Origin of the sequence: Pseudomonas sp. RC10, from assembly GCF_038397775.1 — a bacterium.
Taxonomy (GTDB): Bacteria; Pseudomonadota; Gammaproteobacteria; order Pseudomonadales; family Pseudomonadaceae; genus Aquipseudomonas; species Aquipseudomonas bambusae.
The window spans coordinates 4,643,485-4,661,669 of record NZ_CP151650.1 but is presented as its reverse complement, the minus strand read 5'-3'; the positions used below and the strand labels follow the sequence as shown (position 1 = coordinate 4,661,669).

Sequence of the window (18,185 nt, the reverse complement as noted above, 5' to 3'; positions counted from 1 at the left end):
GCAAGCTCACTCCTACAGGTTTATATCGCAATATAGATTGAGCAGCCCTGGCTGCTCTTTTGCTTTTTCGAGAACACACTTATGAACGCCGCCGAACAACGCATCCTTGAACTGCGCGCAGAGCTGGATCTTCACAACTACCGCTACCACGTCCTCGACGAGCCGAGCATTCCGGACGTCGAATACGATCGCCTGTTCCACGAACTCAAGGCGCTGGAGGCGGAAAACCCGCACCTGGTGACCCCGGATTCGCCGACTCAGCGCGTCGGCAGTGCGGCGTTGTCGGCGTTCACCCAGGTGCGTCACGAAATCCCGATGCTCAGCCTCGGCAACGCCTTCGAAGAAACCGACCTGCGCGAGTTCGACCGTCGTGTGAACGAAGGCCTCGACCTGCCGGTGGGCGACCTGTTCGGCGCAGGGGCCAAGGTTGAATACAGCTGCGAGCCGAAGCTCGACGGCCTCGCCGTGAGCCTGCTCTACCAGAACGGCGCGCTGGTGCGCGGCGCCACCCGTGGCGATGGCACCACTGGCGAAGACATCAGCGTCAACGTGCGCACCGTGCGCAACATCCCGCTCAAGCTGCACGGCAAAGGCTGGCCGGAAACGCTGGAAGTGCGCGGCGAAGTGTTCATGTCCAAGGCAGGCTTCGAACGCCTCAACGCCAGCCAGCTGGAAGTCGGCGGCAAGACCTTCGCCAACCCGCGCAACGCGGCGGCGGGCAGCCTGCGTCAACTGGACTCGAAGATCACCGCCAACCGCCCGCTGGAGTTCTGCTGCTACGGCATCGGCCAGGTGTCCCACGACATCGCCGACAGCCACATTGGCAACTTGAAACAGCTGAAAGAGTGGGGCATGCCCATCAGCCGCGAGCTGAAAGTGGCGGACGGCATTGAAGACTGCCTGACCTATTACCACGATATCGGCGAGCGTCGCCTGTCGCTGCCGTATGAAATCGACGGCGTGGTGTTCAAGGTCAACAGCATCGCCTCCCAGCGTGAACTGGGCTTCCGCGCCCGCGAACCGCGCTGGGCCATCGCGCACAAATTCCCGGCCATGGAAGAGCTCACCGAATTGCTCGACGTGGAATTTCAGGTGGGCCGCACCGGCGCTGTGACGCCCGTTGCGCGTTTGAAGCCCGTGAAGGTTGCAGGCGTGACCGTCGCCAACGCCACCCTGCACAACATGGACGAAGTGGCGCGTTTGGGCCTGATGATCGGCGACACCGTGATCATCCGCCGTGCCGGTGATGTGATCCCGCAAGTGGTGCAGGTGGTGCTGGAACGCCGCCCTGACGATGCGCGTCAGGTCGAGATTCCGCAGACCTGCCCGGTGTGCGGTTCGCAGGTCGAGCGCACGCAACTGATCAAGCGCAGCAAGGGCAAGGAAACCGTCAGCGAAGGCGCGGTGTACCGCTGCGTCGGCCGTCTGGCCTGTGGCGCGCAGCTCAAGCAGGCGATCATCCATTACGTGTCCCGCCGGGCGATGGACATCGAAGGCCTGGGCGACAAGACCATCGAGCAACTGGTGGACGAGAAACTCATCGGCTCGCCCGCTGACCTCTACAAGCTCGAATACGATCAGATCATCGACCTGGAGGGCTTCGCTGACATCTCCGGCAAGAAGTTGCTCAAAGCCATCGACGACAGCAAAAAGCCGACGCTGGCGCGCTTCATCTATGCGCTGGGCATTCCCGACGTGGGCGAGGAAACGGCCAAGGTGCTGGCGCGCTCGCTGGGGTCCCTGGAGAAGGTCAAGGTCGCGCTGCCGGAAGTGCTGACGTACCTGCCGGACATCGGCCTGGAAGTGGCCCACGAAATTCACAGTTTCTTCGAAGACGACCACAACCAGAACGTCATTGGCGCGTTGCTGGGCGAGTGCAAGATGCAATTGCAGGACGTCGGCGAGCTGGGCGCGGAGTTTGCGGCCAGCGCGACGTTGGGCGGCATGCTCGACAAGCTGAACATCCCGTCGATTGGACCGGGCGGTGCGCAGAAGCTGGCCGACAAGTTCGGCACGCTGGAAGGCGTGGTCAAGGCCGACTGGCTGGACATGCGCCAGACCTTGCCGGAAAAGCAGGCGCAATCTGTCAGAGCCTTCTTCGATGTGGCCGAGAACGCGGACCGCGCCCTCCAGATCGAGCAACAGCTCAAAGACTTCGGCATGCACTGGCAAAGCGAGAAGAAGGTCGTCGAAGGCCTGCCGCTGACCGGCCAGACCTGGGTGCTGACCGGCTCACTGGAACTGATGAGCCGCGACGTCGCCAAGGAAAAACTCGAAAGCCTGGGCGCCAAAGTGTCCGGGTCGGTTTCCGCCAAAACCCATACCGTCGTGGCCGGGCCGGGAGCGGGTTCGAAACTGACCAAGGCCAACGAACTGGGGTTGAAGGTCTTGGACGAAGAGGCGTTTGTGGCATTTCTCAAGAAGCACGGCATTTCGGTGGATTGATCCGACAGCGGTGGTGCAGTTAAAACCGGATTTTCATCACAGATTCCACCCTTCAGAAAATATCCGGAACCCCCGCAACCGCCCGTGATCTAGTGCTTGCAGCCCACTCAGGAGATCGCTATGTTCCAGTTCTTCGAACAACTCAGCACACGGATCGCGGCGCCTTTCGCCGGTGAAAGCAAGCGCAACAGCAAGGTCTGGCAGTGCCGCTGCGGACAGTCGGTGTTTTTCCGCAACAGCCAGTGCCTGGCCTGTTCGGCTGCCCTGGGTTATCTGCCGGAACAAAGTAAAATCGCGGCCCTAGAACCCGGCGTCGATCTCAACACCTGGCGCCTGAGCGACGAGCCAGACGCCGGGCTGTACCGCCGATGCGCCAACCTCGACACCCCGGCGGCCTGCAACTGGATATTTCCTGCGCACAATGCTGGCGAGTTCTGCGTGGCCTGTAGCCTGAATCGCACCATTCCCGACCTGTCCGTCCCGGAAAACCCTGAGCGCTGGCTGAAGATCGAAACCGCCAAGCGGCGTCTCGTCGCGCAACTGATCACCCTCGGGCTGCCCGTCATCCCGAAAACGGTCGATGAAGAACGCGGATTGGCGTTCGAATTCCTCGGTGTCGATCTGGACGGCAACCTGCCAACCACTGGCCACGCCAATGGCCTGATCACCCTCAACGTCGAAGAAGCCGACGACGCCATTCGTGAAAAGGTTCGCGTGCAGATGCACGAACCCTACCGCACGCTGCTCGGGCATTTCCGTCACGAAGTGGGGCATTACTACTGGGACCGTCTGATCGCCAACACCTACTGGCAGGACGGTTTCCGCAATCTGTTCGGCGACGACCGCGCCAGCTACGCCGAAGCCCTCGATCATCACTACCAGAACGGCGCCCCGTCCGACTGGCAGCAGCACTACGTCAGCGCCTACGCCACCATGCATCCGTGGGAAGACTGGGCCGAAACCTGGGCGCACTACCTGCACATGATGGACGCCGTTGATACCGCACTCAGCCTGGGCATGAGTGCCCGGGACATGGACCTCGACTACCAGCCTTTTGAGCTGAACACCCTTTACGACCCGCAACATCCGGGCGGGCCGACCTTCCTTGCCTTCGTCAATGCCTGGATCGAACTGGCGGGCATGCTCAACGAACTTTCTCGCGCCATGGGGCAACAGGATTTCTACCCGTTCGTGTTGCCGCCTGCGGTGATCACCAAGCTCCATTTCATTCATTTGGTGATCCAGGGCGCGGGCGGCAAGGCAGATGAGGTGCTTCAGGTGCAGTAACCCCTCCAAATGAGGGGATGGCCGTTTAACTGCAACTTTGCGACGGCGGTTGTGTCACCACCGCCGGTCTGCGAATGCCTGCACGTCGCTGAATCTAATGCTACTTTCCCTCAACAATATCGTTTTGATACTAGTGGCACAGAGCAGTTGCAAAGGGATTCGCATATGGCCAATAGCGCTCCAACTCCGTCAAACGAGGCCTCGCGTCTGTCCCGAATTCAACACATGGGGCTTCTCGATTCAGGCTCGGACGAAGTGCTCGATCACATCGTCGCGATGGTCACTCATTATTTCGACGTGCCCATCGCGCTGGTCTCCATCGTCAGTGAACACCGGCAATGGTTCCGCGCAGGCGCTGGCCTGGATGAGCGGGAGACGCCTCGGGAAATCTCGTTCTGCGCGTATTCGATCCTTTCCCACGACGTGTTCCAGGTGCCGGACGCCCTGCTTGACGAGCGCTTCTGCGACAACCCGATGGTCACCGGCGATCCGCACATCCGCTTCTATGCCGGTGTGCCGCTGGTCACCGCCGATGGCCTCGCCCTCGGCACCCTCTGCATCATCGACCACAAGACCCGCCCGCCCCTCGATGCCCGCGACATCACCATGTTCGAGATGTACGGCCAGTTGGTGATGAAGCGCCTGAATAACCTGCGTAAGGCCAGTTATGTTGATCAACCCACAGGGCTGTTCAACCGCCTGCGTCTGGAGGAAGACATCATCGCCCTGGCTGACCGGGACGACCACGCGCTGGTGGCGCTGGACATGGTCAACCCGGTGTTTCTCGACAGCATTATCAAGGCACTGGGCTACAGCTTCGCCCAGGAGTTGGTGCGCTGCATGATCGACAGCTGCCGTGAGCAATTGCCGCCCGAGACCGCGCTGTACAAAGTCAGCCCTACGCGCATCGCGTTGCTCATGCGCCACGGCGGCTCGGAGCAGGCCGAACTGCTGTTCCGCAGACTGATCAAGCATTTTCAGCGCCCGTTGATCTGCCGCAACATCCCGATTCAGATGGACCTTGGCATCGGCGTTTTGCCGCTGGGCCTGGGGCGTTGTGACGAGAAGGACTGGATTCGTCTGGTGGTCAGCGCCGCCGATGAAGCGCGAGGCAAGTCCACCGGGTGGCGCTGGTACGAACCGCACCTGGATTTCGCGCAGCAGCGTGCCTTCTTGTTGCTGGCTTCACTGGCCGACGCTGTGCGCAGCCCCGACCAGCTGTCGCTGGTGTATCAGCCAAGAATGGAAGTCAGCACGGGGCGCATTGTCACCGTCGAGGCACTGCTGCGCTGGCAGCATCCGGTGTTGGGGCCGATCAGCCCTGCGGAGTTCATTCCGCTGGCAGAGAAGACCGCGCTGATTCGCTCGCTCAGCCTCTGGGTGCTTCGCCATGCTGTGGAGCAGGCGCGGACCTGGCAGCGGCAGGGTTACGCGTTCAAGGTCGCGATGAACGTCTCGGCCATCGACCTGGCGAATTCGCAATTCAGCGATGCGCTGTTCGAGCAGCTGGCCCTCAGCGAGCTGGACCCCGGCCGTTTCGAACTTGAATTCACCGAAAGCGCACTCTGCGACAACCCTGACATCACCCGCCAGCAACTCGAACGCCTGCGCGCGCTGGACATCGACATTGCCATCGACGACTTCGGCACGGGCTACAGCAACTGGACCTACCTGCGCCAACTGCCAGCCACCACCGTCAAACTCGACAAATCGCTGGTGGAAAACCTCGACGCCAATGAAAAGGATCGGCGCCTGGTCGAAGCCATCGTCGACCTCGCCCGGCGCCTGGGGTATCGCGTCGTCGCGGAAGGCGCCGAGACCGAAGACGTCTATGAAATCCTCTGCCAGCTCGGCTGCCACGAAGTGCAGGGCTACCTCGTCGCACGGCCCATGACCGTCAGCGCGCTGGAACACTGGATGAACGGCGAGCGCAACAACAAAGTCCGACAACTGCGGGCGCTGTCCCACTGAGACCGGCTGGACGGGCACTCACGCCTTGCACACAAGTGCTTGAGCCCTCTCATATTTTTTTATCTGACACGAGAGGTTGTAACTTCGCGTCAGACCGGTACAATGGCGCGGCTCGCCGACTGGCGAGTGTCGTTATGGTGACCCCATCGGTCCCCCCGCAACGATTACCCGTTAACCTGGTCAGGCCCGGAAGGGAGCAGCCACAGCGGGAACATTGTGTGCCGGGGTGTGGCTGGTGGGGTTGCCTCCTAACGGTTCAGCCGTTTCGCACTACCCTTCCTTTTTTTCCCCCCAACACGCGCCATTTTTGACTGAGTGAACTCAACAGCTTGCCACTCGATTGCTGCCACAGCGCACTCATGACGATGTCTTGTCCGCCCATTCCTTGAAGATCAGATTCCGGAATCCTGAACGTCACTTCTGACGTCGTGTCCTTGACCTCCAGCACGTATGAAAACCCCGGGCCTTCTCGGTCGATCACCAGCATCAAGCGCTCGCCGGCCTGTGGGGGTGCAGTGCCAAACGCCAGGGTGACAGGCGCGTAAAATTCGCCGTTTTCGAACTCAACCACTGCTAGAAAGAGTTTGTTGCCGAATGGATCGGTCTCTTGATGGACCGGCTCGGGTGCCGCGAGCAGGGCGGTTACAGCGATGTCGATGAGATGCGACACCAACCGGTGAGAGCGTTGCGAAACGGTATAGCCGAGGTTGATCGTTCCGGGCACCAGCTTTGTCAGCTTGTCTGCCTCATAGGGAAACTCGAGGGTTTTGGCCACATCGTCTTGCGTGACCGAATGCTCCTGCCATACCCCCGACCCGTGACGGGACGCCGTCGCGAAGAGTGTGACGCTGTCGCCAGGTGCCATGTTTTCATAAGGCGGAATGAGGATGGTCAGGCCGTTTTCGACGGCATCACCGGGGATGATGAAATCGTCCCTGTTGTTCTCTACGAAACCTTTTACCTGTGGCGTCGGGATGGGCTCCTGGAAATAGGCGACTCGTTCTTCTGACGTCCCGACCGGGCCTTGCAAGATGACGTATTGAACGTGCCCGTTCCCGGCAATGGACTGCAACTGATCCGGCTCGAAGCGAATGCTGATCGGCGTTGTAGGGTCGTCGAGGGTGAACGGTTTGCCTGACATTCCGTACTTGCTGACGACGGCGACCGTGCCCGAGTTGCCGCGAACGGCGTTGGGTATCGGTGGAATCTTCACCGTAAATCCGCTACGTAACAACGCGAGCGAGATTGTGTGTTCATCCGTTTCCACAATGCTTGGTGCCGCGAATTCGTGGTCGGCTGAGGTAAGGTCTTGATTGGCGGTCCGTGTCATGGCAGAAACTCCTTGGGCTTTACGCTGAAAACTAGCAGCCACGTGTGCCTCCCCCAGACCGTTTCGCGATAGGGATTATTGCCAAGCTTGCGCCTGCGGTTCAGTCCGGCACCTCAATCAATGGCATAATCCGCCACCCGACAGCGAGAGGTGGCGCAGTGGACAAGATTGACGACCTGACTCGGCGACAACTCCGGGAATGGCAGATGCGTCGCCTTGAACTCAAGGACCGGATGCAGTCGCACCCCGAGCAGACGCTTGAGTTGTCGAAGGTGCTGGACCTGATGGACGAGGAACACGCAGCGATTCTGGCAGGTGCCACGCGCGTGCCGTCGCAGCCTGAACCCGAGTCTGAGTTGGCGCAGGCATCCACCGCTGTTCAACCCGAACCAACCGACAGCACACCTCCATTTGCCGCCCCCGCGTTCGACCTGAACCTGCGCGTCACCGCTCACTCCCGCGAGGGCTTGCGAAAGCTGCTGGAGATGGCGGTGTACGAACTGCGCGAGCAGGTCGATAACGTTGCCGGTGACGAAGCCCGGTCCTGCCCCGGCGGCATGTCCGGCACGTTGGGCGACTATGAATACACGCTCGACATCCACCGCCTTTCCAAGCCCTGAGACGCCATGCAACCGGAACATTCCGATTTATCCACGCCGGTCTTTCTGCCTGTCACATCGGTGACCTGTGAAGCGCTGAAAACCGACGGTGCCACTGCCCTCGACACGCTGACCGATCCGGAACTGGCCGCCGTGCTGGTCATCCAGAATCTGGCGCAGATGAGCGAAAAGGACCTGAGTGGCGCGGCGGCGGAGAAAATTCTGGCGCGGCTGATCGCGTGGTCTGTCACGGGTCAACATTCAACAGGCACTGGCTTGCTGTCGGAAGCGCGTCGCTTGTTCGATCCGGGCCAGCTGTATTTCGGGCTGGAGGCGATCAAGGGCCTGAACCTGCGTTTGTTGCTGGCCGAGGAAGTGGCAGCGCGGGAGTACCTGTTGACCGATGGGCAATGGGACGTCGAGTACAAGGTTCGCCATCACCGCAACCACGACCCGTTCAGCCAGCAGATAGTCACGCCGCGCTTTCGCGAGCGCTGGTTGAGTGCGGCGCAGGACAAGCTGGTCCGGACCTTCCGCGCCAATCTCGATGAAGACCTGCACGTGCAAGGCTATGCCGGGATCGGCAAAAGCCATTTGCTCGGCGTGTTGATCGAGTGTCTGCGACCCGAGAAAACGCTGTTGTTGGCGCGCACCCCCGCCAAGCTGAACACCCTTCGCGAGCGGATGAACCACGGCAAGGGCAAGGCACCCGGCTCGACCTTCAAAGCCTTCGCCCAAGCCCTGCTGCGCGGTCCGCGATTCCAGCCCGAGCGTGTGCAGGCCAAAGGCCCCACCCGGCAGGCCCTGGCCCAGGATTTGAACATCCTGGGCTTTCGCGACCATGGCGCGCAGGCCACCCTCGACATCTGCCTGAAGGTGCTGGAGCTGTACTGCCAGTCGTGGGATCGCAGCTTGTCGAGCAAACATCTGCCGCATTTCAATCAGCCGCTTGGCGGCCTGGAACTTCAAGTAGTGCTGGAATACGCCAGTCGGCTGTGGGTCTGGCTGGAAGCGCACCCGGCCTGGGTGAGTCAGACCGGGTTCGAAGCCCTGTGGATGATCAAACGGGCGAATCTGGAAGGCTGCGTGATGCCCGACCGTTACACCCACGTGCTGATCGACGAGAGCCAGGACATTCCGCCGTCGTTGTTGCAAATCATCGAGCGCGGTCGGCAGGTGCTGATCACCCTTGGCGACGAGTACCAGCAGCCGGGCAGGGTGATGGTCAAGCGCGAGCGCAGGGTTCGACAGACGGACATCAGCTACTCGGTGCGCTCGGGCCGTAACGTCGAACGCCTGGTCAATCCGCTGATCTACCAGCACTCCGAGAAGGGCAAGGTGCCCTTCGAAGGCACCCGTGATGCGGATGTCACGATTGTCGAATACCCGCAAGGGTTCGTGCCGCCGGAGCGTTGCGTGGTCCTGACCGCTTCGCCTTGGGACACGATGCGCTGGGCCATCGAATTACACGGCTCAAACAGTCCGTTCGGGTATCCGGACGACACGACGCGGCGCAGTTTTGAACACTTCATGACCACGGCCGTCGGTTTGTCAGACCCGGACTTTTACGCGCCGGAACGCAGTGCCGAGGGGCTGCATCCCTATTTCAGCGACCTGTCCGACTGGGCGCAGGTGCAGGAGGCCAACCGGTTCGACGAGTCGTTTCTGCAGGTCGAAGCCTTGCTCAAGAACAAGGATTTCCGCATGGCCGACGTGACCCGCCTGAGCCGACTGGTCGGCGACCCGGACAAGCGCTGCCTGTTGATGCAGGCCGATGAGGCCGGTGGGATGGAGTTCGATGAGGTGCTGCTGACGCCGGAATTACTGACCAACGTGAAATTCAAGGACGCCTACGCGTTCGATCAGCGGATCTGCGCGGTGTACATCGCCATCTCACGGGCCAAACGGCAGCTTTATGTGCCTTACGACGTGGTGGAGTGGATCGAGTACCACCAGTACCAGAAATACCGCGAGTCTCATGGTTACTGAGGTTGGCGCTCCCCGCTCAGCGTCGATACCTCGGTCGCGAGGGGCCACCGGCACGGTCACTGGCGAACTGCTTACCGGCGGCCGTGCGCTCGGCCACCACGCAGCCATCCTTGACCGACACCGCGGCATAACCCTGATCCCGCAAATACAGTAGCGCGGTGAAGTCCAGTGGATTGACGCGGGAGGCGACTTCATCGGTCAGGGTGGCGAGCAGTGCGATAGCCAGGGATTCAAGCCGCATCGGGGGTTGCCTCTGGTTGCGAGTGAGTTAGTGGCTATTTGTCACCACGGCTCAAACCAGAGTTCCATTTATTTTCGGCCTCGCATGAAAGGCTTCTGAACCCGCGCTTAGAAGCCGTTTCCCGTATCAGGCGCCGGAAATTGCGTCCTCATGCAGCAATTTCGCAATGGTTGCGCTGACACCATGCCCCTCCCGAATCAGCGTCGCGAACCGGTGCAGCATCTGTGGGCCGGTGTCATGGAGCAGCGCATCGCACAGCAGCCGTTTGACCGGCCCGTTCTCTGGAGGTGTTTCGTCAGCAAAGGGTGGGTCGGGCATGAGCGCGGTCAGACGCGCGTAAACATCTGCGCCCGGGGTGTCTTCGTCGATGCCGAACAGGTCGCTGAAGAGCATGCCTAACGTGCCGGCAGGTTGGTAATTGGGCCGGTCCCACTTTGGGACGTCCGTGCTTTGCTTTTCGATCTTTTCGAGGTTCCGGCGGATCTTGCCAGGAATCGTGGCCGTCGCGCGGGCTTCGGAGTAGTAGACCATTCGGGCGAGACTGGCGGCGTCCTTGACGTTTTTCCAGATGACGTACCAGATCTGCGAAACGCTGTGGGTTTTCAAGCCTTCGCGCAACGTGCTCCTGATGTCGTCGAACTGGGATGCGTCCAGATCGTGATCGAATGCGCTGCACTTGTCCGCCAGGTAACTCATGGCGTCGGCACTGGCGAAATCCAGCCAGAGGTTGAACAACGCCAACCCGTCGCTGTATTCCCGGTCCAGTTGGCTGCGCAGGATTGCCGTGCTCGCCTCCGGTTGCCGGTCGGGCGCCAGGGTGTAGACGACCTGTCGGGTTCGAATCACCAAATGGCCATCGAGCAAGAAATACGTGCCGGGTGCCGCCAGGTGCGGCATCTCGCGCAGTACGTCCGCGGTCACGAGCCGTTCGATAAATCGGTCGGCGTCGGCAGGCACCAGCGATGTGCAGTCGTCGACGGTGAACGCCCCGTCGGTCAGTCGGGGTGACAAGGCCGCGTCGAGCGCCACCAAGAGTAAAGCCTGATCGTCTTTCAACTGCGCGTAATCGATCTCGTGGTTCGGAAGCTCGGCGATGTAAGCGTTTAGCTGGACGTCAAGCGCTGCGGTGGCGGCGGCCTGTGCTTCGCGGTTCTTTTGATCCTGCAGGACTTGGCAAGCAGGGCACGGGCGGATGGACCTTTGGGGAAACTTCTTGGCCAGTGAGCGGCTTTTGACCTCCATGATCGCGCCACAATACCGGCAGGTCAGGTTTTCATCGAACGCACGGCACCATTCCCTGACGTGCGCTGCCAGCGAGCCGCTGTGGGCGATTTCCCGAAAGGGCACCAGATCGATCACCTTTTCCTTGAATTCTCCGTCTTCGGTCATGGCCCAATAGCGAACGGCCAAGGCCTTTTCTTCGGGGTCACTCGTGAGCATTTCGAGCTTGATTGGCATAGCTGGGGTCAATCCGTTGTTCATGATGAGTTGAATGACAGGCGTTGTCGGCGTTATGCAGCGGCCCCGCCTGCAGAGCGGCCGAAACAACAAGTAACGACCGCCTTCATCATCCTTGGACGAAGGTTGGGGGCGCTGTCAGTCATGGATGGCGTGAGTTGTAGTCCGGGTCCGTTAACTGTCCTGTTCAGATGTGGGAATCTGTTCGCTTGGTGTGCGCGCACGGGTAAACGTCTGAGATTCTGCTGAAACGATTCGGGAGCGGCGGGGCGTGGTGCACGAGGTTTCTCACCTGACCACCGAATACAGGATGTCGTGAAACGGATTAATTGAGAGTGGCTTGATTTGGCGCAATGCGCGGGATTGAAACAGTGTTTTTCGCGCCAATAATGCGTGGGAAATCAAAGAAATCTGCCCTGTTTTTGGGTCAATACGATAGTCTTCGCACCATTGTCGATACGGACACCTGGATTGGAAGGCTATAGATGGCGCCTGATGACTATCTCGTAATGACCAGCGCGGAATGGGCGGGGCTGCGCGCCAGCACGCCACTGACTTTATCCGAAGAAGATCTGGCGGCATTGCGGGGCGTAAACGAAGATATTTCCCTGGAAGATGTCGTCAATATCTATCTTCCGCTGTCGCGCCTGATCAATTTGCACGTCAACGCGGCACGCAGTCTGGCCAGCATCAAGGACACGTTCCTTGGCCGTCCGGCGAAAAAGCAGACGTATGTGGTGGCCGTTGCAGGCAGCGTCGCCGTGGGCAAGAGCACTTTCGCCCGTGTGTTACAGGCGCTGATGGCCCGCTGGCCCGATCATCCGCGGGTCGATCTGGTCACCACCGACGGCTTTCTCCACCCCAATGCCAAGCTGGCAGCAGGGGACATCATGCACCGCAAGGGCTTTCCGGAAAGCTACGATCGCAAGCGCATGGTCAAGTTTCTTTCCGACCTCAAGGCTGGCATTCCGGTGATCAGCGCGCCGGTGTATTCGCACATCAGCTACGACATCGTGCCGGACAAATTCATCGAGATCAGCCAGCCGGACATCCTGATTTTCGAGGGGCTGAACGTTCTGCAAACCGAAGGCAACGACGGTCAGAAACCGGGCAGCATCGTGTCGGACTTTTTCGACTTCTCGATCTATCTGGACGCTGCCGAGGGCGACATCGAGCGCTGGTACGTCGAGCGGTTCCTGATGCTGCAACAAACGGCGTTTCGTGCGCGTGGTGCTTACTTCCGCGAACTCGCTGACTTGCCTCCCGAGAAATCCCCCGACGCGGCGCGCAAGATCTGGCGCGACATCAACCGGCCGAACCTGCTGGAAAACATCCTGCCAACCCGCGAGCGCGCGAGTCTGGTGGTGCGCAAGGCGGCGGATCATTCGGTCAAGGAATTGTGGCTGCGCTGATGCTCAAACCCGTCCTGTTCGCTTCGGCGCTGTTCGCCCTGTGTTGCAGTGCATCTGCCCTAGCGGACGGCAATACGCTGTTGCTCGAATGCCAGGACGGCATCGCCAGCATGAGCGGTGGCGCGGCGAAAAATCCCGTGGGGATCGGCCACTGCGTCGGCGTGCTCCAAGCCACCATCGACACTCTTGATCTTGTGCACGAAGCGGGCGGCACGCCGAAACTGGTGTGCGTGCCCGAAGGCGGCATTCCGATGGTTCAGTCGATGCGCATCGTGGTCCAGTCACTGGAAGAACACCCGCAAAGCCTGCATTTGAACGAGTCCGTGCTGGTCACCGCTGCTCTGAAAAACGCCTTCCCTTGCCAATAAACGTCACGCCCCGAGCGTGAACGCCATCAACGTCTAGAGTTGATGGGCCAGTCTGATTTGTTGGCGAATTCTCCTACATCTATAAGCCCATCTTCAGCCGGTTTGAAGGTGCATTTCTGGTACTTGCCTAGAAAAGAAAGGACGCTGACCATGCGCATCCATGCGTTGATCGTGGTGCTGCTGACCGGCCTGGTCGCAGCCACCTTCGGTTTCGGAATTTACCTGTTTGCCCAGTTGGTGCCGGACATGCGCGCCAATCTGGGCTTCGACATTTCCTACGTGGGCACCCTGACGGCTGCCGGGCAATTCGGCTATCTGACGTGCGCGTTGGTGGCTGCCTGGTTGACGGCGCGGCTCGGCGGCGGCTGGGTGATTTTTGGCTCTGGCGTGGTGTGCGCCTTGGCGCTGATCGGACTGTCGATGGCCCAGAGTGTGCTGCTGATCGGCGTGCTACTGACCGTATTGGCGGGCACGGCGGCCACGGTGTTCGTGCCCATGGTCGATGTCATCTCGCGCACGGTCGCTTACAAATACCGCGGCATGGCCATGGGACTGGTGTCCAGCGGCACCAGTTACGGCGTGTTCATCAACAGCCTGTTGGTGCCGCTGTATGCGCCGCAGGGGGAATGGCGCACCGTGTGGTGGATCGTCGGGCTGATCACCGCCGTGTTGGCCGTCGGCGTGCTGATCGTGTTCAAACGTGCGCGGCTGTTCGTCAACACCTCCCGCGCCACTGCTGCGATCAATCCCACAGCGAAGGTCGGTAAAGCCGCGATGCTGCAACCGTGGGTGCTGATGGTCTGGGCGATGAATTTCCTGCTCGGCTTCTCGACCTTTCCGTTCCAGAACTACCTGTCGTCCTACCTGCGCACCGAACTGAATTTCGACGTGACCTACACCGCGCAGATCTGGGCCAGCATCGGTTTCGTCGGCATGTTCGCAGGCCTCGCAGTGGGCTGGCTGTCGGATCGCATCGGACTGCGCATCACCATGATGCTGGTGTACGTCAGCGTCGCGCTGGCGTCGTTGATCCTCGTCGTGCACCCCGCCGGGTATTGGCCGTTGGTGGCGGGCGTGCTGTTCTCCCTCGCGTTCTACCCCATTTTCGGCCTGATCCCGGCCTACGTCTCGAAAATGGCCGGCACGGCTACATTGGCCGTCACCCTTTTTGGTGTCGCGAACATCATGCAAGGGGTGGGCGGCATGCTCGGCAACTTCAGCGGCGGTGTGCTGGCGAGTTTCAGCGGATCGTTTTCAGGGCTGTATGTGGCGATCGGACTGGTCGCGCTGGTGATGGCTGGGCTGGCGTTGCGGTTGCCGAGGGAAGGAAAGGAGCTGCCGTCGGAAGACGCACCGGTTGCTGCGGGCGTCTGAGCGGGCGATGTCAGGACCGGCCGCAATTGATCGCGGACCGGTCGTTTGAGAGGGGCTACAACGTCACTCGACCCACCACACAGGGCTGCACATCGCCACCGACCCAAATCCGCTCGCCGATCTGTTCGATGTGGATTCGCCCCTTGTGCCCAATCACCGTGCCTTGGCGGGCGGTGTAGGCGCTTGGCGCCAACCCTGCCCCAATCAGCCATTGCGCCAGACTGGCGTTGAGGCTTCCGGTCACCGGGTCTTCCGCAGCGATGTCACCGATCAGGGCGCGCACTTCGAAATCGGCCTCGGCGTCGGCGCCTGTCCAGGGTGCGACGGCACCGATATTCATGCCTTTCAGGGCGGGGTAATCCGGTTGGATCGCCAGCAATTCGTCCCGGCTTTCGAGCAGGATCGCGACCCAGCCGGGGCCATTGTCGGCCCATTGGCTGGCAACGATGCGCTCGGGCTGGATCTGCAAACCAGTGGCGATGGCCTGCAACACCTCTGCTTCTACCGGACCGCTGCGTTTCAACGGGGGCGCGGCGAACGCCAGTCGACCGTCGTTGCGACGCAGGCGAACCAGCCCCACGCCGCATTCCTGAACCACTTCATCGCTCTTGGGAATGCCGCCGTTGTCGAGCCAGACGAAACAGCTGCCCAACGTCGGGTGCCCCGCGAATGGCAGCTCGCGGGTGGTGGTGAAAATGCGCACACGGTAGTCGGCGTCGGGGTGAGTGGGGCGCAGCAGGAACGTGGTCTCGCTGAGGTTAGTCCAGCGGGCGAACGCGGCCATCTGCGCGTCAGTCACGTCATCGGCGGCGATCACCACGGCCAGCGGGTTGCCCTCGGTGGCGGCGCTGGAAAAGACATCGACCTGCTGAAAACTCAGTGGTTGGGGCACGGTACTCTCCTGTTTATGCGGTGGGCGCGGTCACTCTAGGCAGGAGCGACCGCGCTGTACAGGCACAGATCCACACTCATTCCCGGCCAATGTGTGTGGTCTGCAGAGACGTCATCCGGCCAGTTCGCGGCCCGATAACCAGGCGGTCACATCGAACGAGGGACAGGCCTTAATGAACTCATCGGCGCTGATGACGCCGTCGCCATTGCGGTCCGGTGACAGGTCTCGATGGCCCAGGATGCGGGCGTCGGGATAGCGTTTGCGCAGGTCGTCCAGCAGATGTTCCAAGGCGGCGAATTGCGCGGTGGTGAAGGTGTTGGCGGGTTTCCCGGCTGCGTCCAGGCCTCCGGCCAGGCATATGCCGATCGAGCGTGAGTTATGGCCTTTGACGTGAGCGCCGACGGCTGTCTCCGGGCGACCGGTTTCCACGGCGCCGTTGCGGCGGATGACATAGTGGTAGCCCACCGTATCGAAGCCACGCTGGACGTGCCATTGAGTGATCTCCCTCACGCCGATGTCGTGCGTGGGACGAGTCGCCGAGCAGTGGACCACCAGTAGATCGGTGGCCGTGCGAAAGGTCGGTTTATAAAGTGGAGGTGATGCGTTCATAGTTTTGCTTCCTTGCAAGGTCAATAGGAACCCTGAAGGAATACGCAAGCAGGGGGAAGGTCAACTACGCAAACGTTGCAGAACGTCTCCATGACGGCTGCAACGTTGCGAAGAGGGCAGAGCTTCGATCAGGCCGGGAAGTGCAGCGCGTTGGTCAGGTCGCCCATGGGCGTTTGGCCACGGGCGATCATCGCGTTGTCGCGTTCGGTGAGGCCGTCGAGTTTTTCCAGGCCGTGCACACGGGTGATCAGGCGCAGGATCGACGCCGTGTCATAGACCGTGTGGTCCACGGTCCCCTTGCGGGCGAACGGTGAAACGACGAGGGCCGGAACCCGCGTGCCCGGACCCCAGCGATCACCTTTCGGCGGTGCCACGTGGTCCCACCAGCCGCCGTTCTCGTCCACGGTCACGACAACCACCATGTTTTTCCATTGCGGGCTGTTGCGCAGGACTTTCAGGGCGCGGTCGATGTGACGGTCACCGGCGGCCACGTCGGCGTAACCGGCGTGCATGTTCAGGTTGCCCTGGGGCTTGTAGAACGTCACGGCAGGCAGCTTGCCCGCCTCGGCGTCGGCGAGGAACTTGTTGGTGCTGGCTTCATCCCCAAGACCGCCGTCGCGCAGACGTTTCTTACGCTCGGACGGGTTCTCCGGGCCTTGCTGCTTGAAGTAGTTGAACGGCTGGTGGTGGTACTGGAAGTTCGGGATCTTCGGGATGCCTGTGGAATCCTTGTACTCGTCCAGGGTCACCTGCCAGGCCCCGGCGTACCAGGCCCAGTCAATGTCCTTTTTCGACAGCTTGTCGCCGATGTGATCGTGGCCCTGGGGCACCAGCACGTTGGCCAGGTTCGGCTGCGAGTAGTCCGGTTTTTCCTTGTCGCGCAGCCACGTCGGCCAGTAGGGCGGGGCCATGGTGTTGACCGCATAGCCGTCCGGCGTCAGGGCGCTGGGGCCGAATTGCGGCGGGCCAGACATCGCGCTGGCCGGGGATTTTTCCAGCGGCTTGAGGCGGTAGTCCAGCGGATCGCTGCTTTCGAGGGTGGCGATTTGCGACTTGGCGGCAGAATTTGCGGCGTCCGGGTAGAACGGCGCGCGGGCGGAAATCAGGTACTGGTGATTCAGGAACGAGCCGCCGAAGACGCCCTGGAAGAAGTTGTCACAAAGCACGAACTCGCGGGCGACGTCCCACAGGCGCAAGGAATATTGGGTCTGGCTGTAATAGCCCATGGTCAGGCCACCGGAATCGGCCCACGCCACGAAGGCATCGTTCTTACCGCCGTTGATCTGCATCTGGTTTTGGTAGAACACGTGCCACAGGTCGCGAGTGATCAGCCCCAGCGGCAGGTCTTCGCCGGACGGCCCCTTGAGGGCGTACGGCGCGTTGGGCAGGTTTTCCTGGTATTGCACGCCGGTGGCGTAGGTCACGCCGTCGAGGCTTTGCGGGCCAATCTGGCACACGCCCCCCCAGGCGGGTGGCAAGTTGTCGAGGACCTTACCGTCGCGGTCGCGCTGGCGGAAGTCGTCCTTTTTGACGGCGGACAGGGGTTTTTCCACGCCCGGGAAATCGGCGAACAGGTTGTTGAAGCTGCGGTTTTCCGCGTAGATCACCACGATGGTTTTGACGTTGTCGTGCAGCGCCTTGTCGAGGTGAGGCCCGCTCAGCGTGTTTTCCAGCGCGGCGGCATCGCCGCCTTTTTTCGATTCGCTGGCCGAGACGACACCGCTCAGCGTCGCACCCGCGCCCAGCACCGCGACACCGCCCAGAAAGCGGCGACGGCTGGTGTCGGTGGGGCTATCGATCGAAGTTTCAGGGGTGGACGGTTTGCTTGGGTCTTGAGGTGTGTCGCTCATCACGGCTCCTGCTCACAGAACTGAAGTGTTGCGAATTATGTCGAGCGAGCCTAATCCTGGAATGTGACGGTATTGCTACAGGCTAAGAGGTGCAGGGTTGAGCCCTTTCACCCTTTTGTCATGACGCACACAAACAGAAAGGCCTGCGCGGACCTGTGGGGTTGCGATGACCTGTGGGAGCGAATTCATTCGCGAAAAGGCAGTGCGGCTGACACCTCGCTATCGGCTGGGCGATTTTTCGCGAATGAATTCGCTCCTACAGAGATCGCATTCCTCCTGCGACTACGTCGTCTGGTTCGGCATCCGCTCGTCATGGCGCACGCAAGCCGGTGGGGTTGCGATGACCTGTGGGAGCGAATT

At 61.0% G+C, this 18,185-nt stretch carries 14 protein-coding genes and 1 other RNA gene; 9 read left to right on the top strand and 6 right to left on the bottom strand.

Going from position 1 to position 18,185, the window contains the following annotated elements:
• The first annotated feature begins 81 nt into the window (after positions 1–81).
• From ligA to ffs, 4 genes are all read left to right on the top strand, one after another.
• On the top strand, positions 82–2,445 hold the full coding sequence (gene ligA, locus AAEO81_RS21280) for an NAD-dependent DNA ligase LigA (protein WP_341958910.1): 2,364 nt from the start codon (positions 82–84) through the stop codon (positions 2,443–2,445).
• Between the two features lie 120 nt (positions 2,446–2,565).
• Positions 2,566–3,732 (top strand): putative zinc-binding peptidase, encoded by a 1,167-nt coding sequence (locus tag AAEO81_RS21275; protein ID WP_341958909.1) that lies wholly within the window; start codon positions 2,566–2,568, stop codon positions 3,730–3,732.
• A 165-nt stretch (positions 3,733–3,897) separates the two neighbouring features.
• Positions 3,898–5,703 carry a GGDEF and EAL domain-containing protein gene (locus AAEO81_RS21270; RefSeq protein ID WP_341958908.1) on the top strand — a complete coding sequence of 602 codons (1,806 nt, stop codon included), beginning with the start codon at positions 3,898–3,900 and terminating at the stop codon, positions 5,701–5,703.
• A 144-nt stretch (positions 5,704–5,847) separates the two neighbouring features.
• An RNA gene (ffs, locus tag AAEO81_RS21265) (signal recognition particle sRNA small type) lies at positions 5,848–5,944 on the top strand.
• Positions 5,945–5,959: 15 nt separating this feature from the next.
• Here ffs and AAEO81_RS21260 read toward each other — a convergent pair.
• Positions 5,960–7,033 (bottom strand): hypothetical protein, encoded by a 1,074-nt coding sequence (locus tag AAEO81_RS21260; RefSeq protein WP_341958907.1) that lies wholly within the window; start codon positions 7,031–7,033, stop codon positions 5,960–5,962.
• A 158-nt stretch (positions 7,034–7,191) separates the two neighbouring features.
• Between AAEO81_RS21260 and AAEO81_RS21255 the strand changes: the two genes are divergently transcribed.
• Both AAEO81_RS21255 and AAEO81_RS21250 read left to right on the top strand, forming a co-directional pair.
• Positions 7,192–7,653 carry a hypothetical protein gene (locus tag AAEO81_RS21255; RefSeq protein ID WP_341958906.1) on the top strand — a complete coding sequence of 154 codons (462 nt, stop codon included), beginning with the start codon at positions 7,192–7,194 and terminating at the stop codon, positions 7,651–7,653.
• Between the two features lie 6 nt (positions 7,654–7,659).
• Complete coding sequence (locus AAEO81_RS21250) at positions 7,660–9,621, top strand: hypothetical protein (RefSeq protein WP_341958905.1); 1,962 nt, start codon at positions 7,660–7,662, stop codon at positions 9,619–9,621.
• 16 nt (positions 9,622–9,637) lie between these two features.
• On the opposite strand, the gene AAEO81_RS21245 is transcribed toward AAEO81_RS21250, so the two are convergent.
• Both AAEO81_RS21245 and AAEO81_RS21240 read right to left on the bottom strand, forming a co-directional pair.
• On the bottom strand, positions 9,638–9,862 hold the full coding sequence (locus AAEO81_RS21245; RefSeq protein WP_166597869.1) for a hypothetical protein: 225 nt from the start codon (positions 9,860–9,862) through the stop codon (positions 9,638–9,640).
• 126 nt (positions 9,863–9,988) lie between these two features.
• The gene (locus AAEO81_RS21240; protein ID WP_341958904.1) at positions 9,989–11,320 is read right to left on the bottom strand and encodes a hypothetical protein; all 1,332 of its coding nucleotides are present in this window, start codon (positions 11,318–11,320) and stop codon (positions 9,989–9,991) included.
• A gap of 485 nt (positions 11,321–11,805) precedes the next feature.
• Here AAEO81_RS21240 and coaA point away from each other — a divergent pair, with 485 nt between their 5' ends.
• The 3 genes from coaA (at position 11,806) to AAEO81_RS21225 (ending at position 14,474) form a co-directional block, all read left to right on the top strand.
• A complete protein-coding gene (gene coaA / locus AAEO81_RS21235) occupies positions 11,806–12,732 on the top strand; it encodes a type I pantothenate kinase (protein ID WP_166597867.1) in 927 nt (308 codons plus the stop codon).
• The gene (locus AAEO81_RS21230; protein WP_341958903.1) at positions 12,732–13,100 is read left to right on the top strand and encodes a Rap1a/Tai family immunity protein; all 369 of its coding nucleotides are present in this window, start codon (positions 12,732–12,734) and stop codon (positions 13,098–13,100) included. Before coaA ends, AAEO81_RS21230 begins: the two co-directional genes overlap by 1 nt.
• Positions 13,101–13,250: 150 nt before the next feature.
• Positions 13,251–14,474, top strand: a complete 1,224-nt coding sequence (locus tag AAEO81_RS21225) for an MFS transporter (RefSeq protein ID WP_341958902.1) — start codon at positions 13,251–13,253, stop codon at positions 14,472–14,474.
• A gap of 55 nt (positions 14,475–14,529) precedes the next feature.
• Here the strand turns inward: AAEO81_RS21225 and AAEO81_RS21220 are convergent, their stop codons facing one another.
• The 3 genes from AAEO81_RS21220 to acpA all read right to left on the bottom strand — a co-directional run bounded on the left by AAEO81_RS21220 (position 14,530) and on the right by acpA (position 17,825).
• On the bottom strand, positions 14,530–15,366 hold the full coding sequence (locus tag AAEO81_RS21220; RefSeq protein WP_341958901.1) for a PhzF family phenazine biosynthesis protein: 837 nt from the start codon (positions 15,364–15,366) through the stop codon (positions 14,530–14,532).
• Between the two features lie 111 nt (positions 15,367–15,477).
• A complete protein-coding gene (locus AAEO81_RS21215; protein WP_341958900.1) occupies positions 15,478–15,975 on the bottom strand; it encodes an N-acetylmuramoyl-L-alanine amidase in 498 nt (165 codons plus the stop codon).
• Positions 15,976–16,103: 128 nt separating this feature from the next.
• Entirely contained in the window at positions 16,104–17,825 is a 1,722-nt protein-coding gene (gene acpA / locus AAEO81_RS21210; RefSeq protein WP_341958899.1) for an acid phosphatase, read from the bottom strand.
• Positions 17,826–18,185: the final 360 nt, after the last annotated feature.

What these genes read in the sequence shown, in the direction of transcription:
- ligA (WP_341958910.1), top strand. Translation starts at nt 82, where the DNA reads ATGAACGCCGCCGAACAACGCATCCTTGAACTGCGCGCAGAGCTGGAT.
- AAEO81_RS21275 (WP_341958909.1), top strand. Translation starts at nt 2,566, where the DNA reads ATGTTCCAGTTCTTCGAACAACTCAGCACACGGATCGCGGCGCCTTTC.
- AAEO81_RS21270 (WP_341958908.1), top strand. Translation starts at nt 3,898, where the DNA reads ATGGCCAATAGCGCTCCAACTCCGTCAAACGAGGCCTCGCGTCTGTCC.
- AAEO81_RS21260 (WP_341958907.1), bottom strand. Translation starts at nt 7,033, where the DNA reads ATGACACGGACCGCCAATCAAGACCTTACCTCAGCCGACCACGAATTC.
- AAEO81_RS21250 (WP_341958905.1), top strand. Translation starts at nt 7,660, where the DNA reads ATGCAACCGGAACATTCCGATTTATCCACGCCGGTCTTTCTGCCTGTC.
- AAEO81_RS21245 (WP_166597869.1), bottom strand. Translation starts at nt 9,862, where the DNA reads ATGCGGCTTGAATCCCTGGCTATCGCACTGCTCGCCACCCTGACCGAT.
- AAEO81_RS21240 (WP_341958904.1), bottom strand. Translation starts at nt 11,320, where the DNA reads ATGCCAATCAAGCTCGAAATGCTCACGAGTGACCCCGAAGAAAAGGCC.
- coaA (WP_166597867.1), top strand. Translation starts at nt 11,806, where the DNA reads ATGGCGCCTGATGACTATCTCGTAATGACCAGCGCGGAATGGGCGGGG.
- AAEO81_RS21230 (WP_341958903.1), top strand. Translation starts at nt 12,732, where the DNA reads ATGCTCAAACCCGTCCTGTTCGCTTCGGCGCTGTTCGCCCTGTGTTGC.
- AAEO81_RS21225 (WP_341958902.1), top strand. Translation starts at nt 13,251, where the DNA reads ATGCGCATCCATGCGTTGATCGTGGTGCTGCTGACCGGCCTGGTCGCA.
- AAEO81_RS21215 (WP_341958900.1), bottom strand. Translation starts at nt 15,975, where the DNA reads ATGAACGCATCACCTCCACTTTATAAACCGACCTTTCGCACGGCCACC.
- acpA (WP_341958899.1), bottom strand. Translation starts at nt 17,825, where the DNA reads ATGAGCGACACACCTCAAGACCCAAGCAAACCGTCCACCCCTGAAACT.